This window comes from Acrocarpospora macrocephala, assembly GCF_009687865.1.
In the GTDB taxonomy this organism is placed as follows: domain Bacteria; phylum Actinomycetota; class Actinomycetes; order Streptosporangiales; family Streptosporangiaceae; genus Acrocarpospora; species Acrocarpospora macrocephala.
The window spans coordinates 50,737-57,761 of the sequence record NZ_BLAE01000077.1; the positions used below are offsets into that span (position 1 = coordinate 50,737).

Below are 7,025 nucleotides of genomic sequence, written 5' to 3' on the forward strand. Positions count from 1 at the left end.
CCGCCATCCCATCCGCCCGCAATCCCCCACCCACCACAAGCGATCACTACATCAGCAGCGGCGCACCCACCATTCACACCGGAGGCGCACCCACCCCAACCGCAGGGTTACGAAGCCTCACCCGGACCCACCCGGCACCTGGACAATCTCGCGGCGACACTCGACGGCTTCCCCGCCCTAATCGCCGCCACCGAAGGCTTCGAAAAAGAAGCCTCACCAGAACAGGCCGAATCCTGGTCTCAACAATTGACCAGAGTCATCAACGACCTGCAAGAACTACAGCGCCAGGTAGAGACCTTCCTCAAAGCCAACGACCAACGAGACGCATGAACACGCAGCGCCGGTCTGCACGGTGATCGCCGATTCGAGGACGACCAGTCGTCGATGGCCGACCTGGCCGACACCGCCAGGCAGGCGCTCCAGACCAGGGAACCCGGAGCAAGCCGACCGGAACCGGGTCGCTCATCGTTATCCGGCGCCGTCCACGTCATCTTGGTGATTGGCGCCCTGGCGGTGCCGGCGGTGCTGACGCCCTAGCGGTGCCAGCGGTGATTGGCACCCTAGCGGTGCTGGCCGATAATCAGCGCCATCGAACGCGGTCATCACCCGCTACCCCTTCTGCCGCGCACCGGCACCGATTCCCCAGGCTGATGGACGCGGCCGGATCACCCTGAGGGTCGGCGAGGTCTCCAGCTTGCTCAAACTGCTCGCCCGGCACGCGACCGTGTTGACGCACGACGCAGTCGCCCGCCACCACGCACTCGACGTGCGCTGAATCACCTGGCGGAGCCGTCACCAGGACCGAGCCCGTTGGTATCACCACCACAATCGCCCGGCCGCCACGCGCAGTTCACACCCGTCAGACGATCATGGAGGAAGAGGGCCGGGTCACGAGCTACGACCGCCGTACCAAGCGGCGGAAACCCGGAGGCATCTAGCGGTGTATATCCGAGCATGAGATGGATGTACGTGATCGGCGTTGTGCTCGTACTCGCCGGGTGTTCCACGCCCAGCTCACGGGAGACAGCCAGCTCACGGGAGACGGAAGGAACCCGGCCAAGCGCGAACCCAGCGGGCACGATGCTGCGATCGGTGGGGGACGCGGGGATCCCGCGGGCCGCGCATACGGCCACCCTGCTGCGAGATGGGCGGGTGCTGCTGGCGGGAGGGTTCACCGCCCACGGCTGCGAGGACAGCGAGCGAGGTCGGCGGTCGGAGTTTTTCGAGCCCGAGCGTGGCATCTTCGTAGCGGGGCCGGAAATGGGATCGGCGAGGACCGGGCATACCGCCACTCGCCTGCCGGATGGCGGTGTGCTCATCGTCGGCGGGTGGCCCGGCGAGGGCAGGGATCCGGTGAGCAGCGCCGAAGTGTTCGATCCTGGATCGGGGGCATTCCGGCCGGCGGGCTCCATGGCAGAGGGGCGGGGCGGGCATGTGGCGGCGTCGCTGCCGGATGGGCGTGTGATGATCACGGGTGGTACGGGGTCCGGCGGGCGAATCCTTGGCAGCGCGGAGATCTATGATCCGCGGACCGGACGGTTCGCCCCCGCCCCGGCCGCGACGCCGCGAAGCGGAGGCACGGCGGTGACGCTGCGGGACGGTCGGATCTTCGTGGTCGGTGGGGATCCCGTTAGCACGAGCGCTGAGATCTTCGACCCTGACGCGTTCAGGTGGCGCGTCACGGGGCGGATGGAGACCGCGCGCCGGAAACTGGGTGCGGCGGTGACGGAGGACGGGGCCGTATTGGTGGCGGGTGGCTCGGTTCCTGGCGACGGCGATCGCGACAACCTGCTCAACGTGGCCGAACTGTACAGCCCAGACACTGGAAGGTTCCGTGAGCTGCCGCCGATGATCGAGCCACGCTACAAGTTCGATGGCTCGCTTGTGCCGCTGACCGATGGCCGGATTCTGATCGCGGGTGGAGCGCGGATTCCGGAGATCTACAACGGGCGGTTTCACCCGGTCGGCGGGTCGCTGGACGCGACCCGCCTGGTCGGCACGGCGACCATTTTGCGAGACGGCCGAGTGCTGATCACCGGCGGCTACGACGAGGACATCACACCGCGCGCGGCGGCCTATCTCTTCGTGCCGCGCGCATGAGAGCGCGGCACTGGAAATCTGCCGCGCCGTTGCCCTTCAAGTACGGCATCCACAGTTCACTCCCGTTGACGGCTGAGACCTGATCGCGCTCACCGCCGACGAGATCCGCCAAAGCAAACGCTCGCACGCTAAGCACCGCCGTCGGCAATTGCACCAGGCCATCCCACCGTTGGCATGCCACAACACGTGATGACAACACGGGTACGAAGCCCAAACGAACCCGTGTAACGGATATTTCGAGTGTTAGGGCACCAGGGTTGAGGGTGCTAGGCGTACGCGGACCATGAGGGTGGCGCCCGCTACGGCGCCGGGCATGGCGATGACGGCGGCGAAGGGGATCAGGAAAGTGAGGAAGATGGCTACGCCGAAGCCGAGGGCGGAGCCCTTGTTGTTGCGGAGGATGGCGAAGCGGTCCTTGCGGTGGAGGCCGCGGCGTTCCATGGCGAGGGCGGTGAGTTCTACGGTCAGGAAGAAGCCTGAGACGAGGGCGCCGAGGACGGGGACGATCGTCTGGCCGATCACGGGGACGAATCCGAGAATGAACAAGGGGATCGTGAACATCAGAACGTAGACGAGCGTCATGAGGCTGTCGCGGATGGAGCGGAACAGCGAGCGCCAGAAAGGCAGGTCGTCGCCGGGCACCGCGCCGAAGTCCTCTTCGACCTTCTCCGAGAGTTTCTCGTAGAAGGGTTCGCCGATGGCGAGCGTAACGGCGGTGAACGTGATGATGGACAGTCCGAGGCCGACTACGAAGATGAGAATTCCGATCAGGGTGCGGAAGAGGCCCCTCCAGCCCCAGTCATCGGCGAACGGGGTAATCCACGCGGCGATGTCGCCGGCATTCGTGGCGAGCCAGATCAGCGCCACCACGTACAGCACGAACGCGATCAGAGCCGGAATGAGCCCGAACAACCACCAGCCGGGACGCCGGGCGCACCAGCCCAGTCCTTTCAGAAAGAACCCCACCCCGTCCGCGAACCCGCCTACGCCACGCCGAACCGGTTGCCCTATGCCACTCATGCCCGGCAGGCTAGCGTGTCCGCTCCCCCACCGCGACGGCTCGTTCCAACGGCTCAAGCCAACGATGCGGGGTCAGGGGTTGGCGGCATTCTGGCCGGAAATGACGGCCTCAGATGGGCGCGGCGGAGGCCCTGGCGTCGGCGGGCGACCCGCCCCAATGTTCCGTCGCCGGAAGGGACCGTAGGCGTCGCGGGTGCCTGGACTTCCGCTGAGGTCGCGAGAGGATCAGGAGGCTGAGCGTTGCCAGAAAGGTGTGATGGGGAAACCCAGATCGGTGAATAGGCGACGGAGGAGAGGCAGGGATATGCCCAGCACGTTGCCGTGGTCGCCGACGATGCCGTCGATGAACCAGCCGCCGAGGCCGTCGAGTGTGAATGCGCCGGCGACCTTCATGGGTTCGCCGCTGGCGACGTAAGCGGCGATTTCGGCATCGGTGGGTGTGCCGAAGCGGATCTCGCTTGAGCCGACGGCCGACGCGGTACGGCCGGAGGTCGTGTGGATTACGCAGTGGCCGGTCAGCAGGTGGCCGGATCGACCCCGCATGGCGATCCACCGTGCCACGGCTTCGTCCGCGGAATCCGGCTTTCCATATGCCACACCATCGAATTCCAGAACCGAGTCACAACCGATGACAAGAATGTCGCCGGTGAGACTATCGGCTACGACACGGGCTTTCGCCTGAGCGAGAGCCAGGCAGAGATCACTGGGAGTGGCCGCGACGATCGCGTCCTCATCCACACCGCTGACGATCACCTTGGGGTCGAGTCCCGCATCACGCAGCACACCCAGCCGAGCCGGAGACGCGGAAGCCAGCACGATCTCAGTCACGCCACCCAAGCTTAGATCGTGCGGCCCCCTCCACCGTCCAACGATCCACCCAACCACAAACCCAACCACAAACCCAACCACACCGGCATACTTCGCCCAGACCCCCCAGCCCTGGCCACGCCAGACTTCGCCCGCTCTCCGAGTTCCGCTCGGCACATTATTGGGGTGGTTCTCCCACCCACCCAGCCCGTTTGTTTCCCGCGGGCTCCGCCCGCCCCCGCCCTCGCCGTGGCCACGGTGGTTCTCCCACCCACCCTCCGGTCCCTTCCAGGCTCCACCCGGTCCTGCCGTCGCAATGGCTTCCCGCACATCCATCGGATTCCGCTCGCGACCCCTCGCAACGCCCGGCAGTCCCCACGTGGACGTGCCTGATGCAGGTCAGTCGTCGCCGTGAAGCGGCACGCGTACGACAGTCCGCGCGTAAACGTGCCTGATGACTCCTTGGTGAGGAGCACCCTCTGACAGGAGCGTGTTTGGATATTTCGTTTCTTCTGTGGGTTTGGGGGGTGAAGGGTAGCTTGGGCGGTTGTTGAGGCGATCTTTGAGGGGGTCGGGTGGCGAGGGCTACGCTCCGGGAGCGGGTTCGGTACTGGTTTGACAACACCATGTCCAAAGGGACGGCGGCGCTGATCGGGTGGTTGGCGCTGGTTTCGGCGGTGTTGATTCTGGTGGTGAGCGGGTTCGCGTTGTGGCTTACTCCGGCGGAGGTCAAGGACGGCCTGCCGGGGGCCATGTGGGCGGCGCTGATGCGGACGCTCAGCCCGGGGAAGATCGCCAGTGACGGTGGGACCGCGCCCTACCTGGCGCTGATGCTGGTCGCCTCGCTCGGCGGGATCTTCATCGTGAGCATCCTGGTCAGCCTGCTGTCCACAGGGCTGAAGGAGAAGATCGAGGACCTGCGGAAGGGCAGATCGAGGATCATCGAGGCGGGTCACACCGTCATCCTCGGCTGGTCGGACCAGATTTTCACGATCGTCGGCGAACTCGTGAAGGCCAACGCCAGCCAGCGCGGATCGATCATCGCGATTCTCGCGGATCGCGACAAACTCACGATGGAGGACGAGATCCGCTCCCGCCTCGGCGACACCGGCAGGACGCGCCTGGTGTGCCGGACCGGGCGGCCCACCGAACCGGCCGACCTGGCGTTGATGAACCTGCAGGACGCCAGTTCGGTGGTCGTATTGTCGCCCCAGGGCGAGGACCCGGACGCGCACGTGATCAAAACCCTGCTGGCGCTGGCCAAACGCGCGGGCGCGCATCCGCCGACGGTGGCCGCGATCGCGGACTCCGCCAACATGGCGGCGGCCAGGCTCGCGGGCGGCCCGAAAGTCCACCTGGTCGACTCCGACGACACCGCCGCCCGGCTGATCGTGCAATCCTCCCGCCAGTCGGGAATGTCGGTCGTCTGCATGGACCTGCTCAACTTCGACGACGGCGAGATCTACCTGCGCGCCGACCCCTCCCTGGCCACTCGTACGTACGGCGAGAGCTTGGCCGCATTCAAAGGCGCCACCGTCATCGGCCTGCGGAAAAGCGGGACGGTCACCCTCAACCCGCCGATGGACACCCCGATCGGCACCGCGGACGAGATCATCGTCATCGCCCAGGACGATTCGATGATCAGGCTGGCGGGCAGCGCCGCCAAAGTGGACGCGACCGCCATCGTGACCGCCGACCGCGCCGAGTCCCAGCCGGAACGCACCCTGATCCTGGGCTGGAACAGCCGCGCCCGCAAGATCGTCCGCTACCTGGACGGCTACGTGGCCCCCGGCTCGGTCCTCGACATCGCCGCCGACCATCCGGACGCGGGCGCCGACCTGCCCGGCCTCCGCCATCTCACGGTCAACGCCAAAGACTGCGACACCACCGACCGGTATGCGCTGGAGTCCCTCAGCATCGGCCTCTACCAGCACGTGATCGTCCTGTCCGACGACCGGTACGCCGCCCACCACGCCGACACCCGCACCCTGATGACCCTGCTCCAGCTCCGCGACATGCAGACCGCCCTGGGCGAGCGGTACTCGATCGTCAGCGAGATGCACGAGGAGAGCAACCGCGCCCTGGCCGAGGTCACCGAGGCCGACGACATCGTCATCAGCGACACCGTGATCGGCCTCCTGCTGGCTCAGCTCGCCGAGAACCAGCACCTGGCCGACGTGTTCGGCTACCTCTTCGACTCGCGCGGCTCGGAGATCTACCCGAGGCCCGCCGGCGACTACCTCAAACCAGGCGTCCCCGTCGGCTTCGCCACAGTGATCGAATCCGCCCGCCGACGAGGCGAAACCGCCATCGGCTACCGCCTCGCCTCCGGCGTCAACCACCCACCCCACTTCGGCGTCACCCTAAACCCCGATAAATCCCAATCGATCACCCTCCGCCCTCACGACTCCGTCATCGTCCTAGCAGAACGCTGACGGCCCCGCTCCGTCCCGGAACCCATCAGCCCTGCGGCAACCACAAAGTCGTCCAAGCCGCCATGGACCATACTGTGATCGTGAAGGAGCGTGACAGCCTGTCCGCTGAGGTTCAGCACCTCCTGGATGAGCTGTGTGTCGATCTCGGGTTCTGTCTCTCGCCCAGCGCGCAACAGCGGCTACGGGAGTTGCCTCCCTTGAGTGTGGTTGCCTTCACGGACGCCGTATTCAGCGCCGAGGGCATGGACCCGCACCTCCACGAGGACTTGCGTCGGCAGGTTCGGGACAGAATCCAACGTCGCATGTCGTGATCCACGAGCCCGAGAACCGGCAGACCGACTGCCCAACCCGGTGAACGTTTGTGGTCGCCAGGGGCGCCTAACAGAATGAGCAGGTCGCCGCGTAACTCGCCGTTATCCGGCGCCGTTCACGCAGTTGACGGTTCTCGCCGCACCGGCGCCAGGAGCGGCAGCGGCATTCGGACCGGATGCTGGCGGATTCGCCATTCCTGTTGAACTGAGCCGATAGGAATCTCTGGACCGGGTTCGCTCACCTGTCGGGGTTGGATGGGCCGCGGCGTGGGGGTGGCTGGGGAATCGGGGGGCGTGGGCGTGGAGGAGGGGCGGGCATGGGGATGGCGCCGGATTTGGAGCGGGTGGGGGG

The 7,025-nt window shown here is 66.3% G+C and carries 6 protein-coding genes; 4 read left to right on the forward strand and 2 right to left on the reverse strand.

Annotated features, from left to right (window positions below; all coding sequences use genetic code 11):
- Both Amac_RS55645 and Amac_RS45255 read left to right on the forward strand, forming a co-directional pair.
- The coding region (locus tag Amac_RS55645) for a hypothetical protein (RefSeq protein WP_218041674.1) at window positions 1-330 on the forward strand (330 nt) is incomplete at its 5' end.
- 762 nt (window positions 331-1,092) lie between these two features.
- Window positions 1,093-2,100 (forward strand): Kelch repeat-containing protein, encoded by a 1,008-nt coding sequence (locus tag Amac_RS45255; RefSeq protein WP_170322987.1) that lies wholly within the window; start codon window positions 1,093-1,095, stop codon window positions 2,098-2,100.
- 243 nt (window positions 2,101-2,343) lie between these two features.
- Here Amac_RS45255 and Amac_RS45260 read toward each other — a convergent pair whose 3' ends face one another.
- Together Amac_RS45260 and Amac_RS45265 are read right to left on the reverse strand one after the other, a co-directional pair.
- Window positions 2,344-3,120, reverse strand: coding sequence for an EI24 domain-containing protein (locus tag Amac_RS45260; RefSeq protein ID WP_155360624.1), 777 nt, complete (start codon window positions 3,118-3,120; stop codon window positions 2,344-2,346).
- Between the two features lie 225 nt (window positions 3,121-3,345).
- Window positions 3,346-3,948 carry a Maf family protein gene (locus Amac_RS45265; RefSeq protein WP_246269119.1) on the reverse strand — a complete coding sequence of 201 codons (603 nt, stop codon included), beginning with the start codon at window positions 3,946-3,948 and terminating at the stop codon, window positions 3,346-3,348.
- 554 nt (window positions 3,949-4,502) lie between these two features.
- Here Amac_RS45265 and Amac_RS45270 point away from each other — a divergent pair.
- A complete protein-coding gene (locus Amac_RS45270) occupies window positions 4,503-6,362 on the forward strand; it encodes a CASTOR/POLLUX-related putative ion channel (RefSeq protein ID WP_155360626.1) in 1,860 nt (619 codons plus the stop codon).
- 80 nt (window positions 6,363-6,442) lie between these two features.
- Window positions 6,443-6,673, forward strand: coding sequence for a hypothetical protein (locus Amac_RS45275; RefSeq protein WP_218041675.1), 231 nt, complete (start codon window positions 6,443-6,445; stop codon window positions 6,671-6,673).
- Window positions 6,674-7,025: the final 352 nt, after the last annotated feature.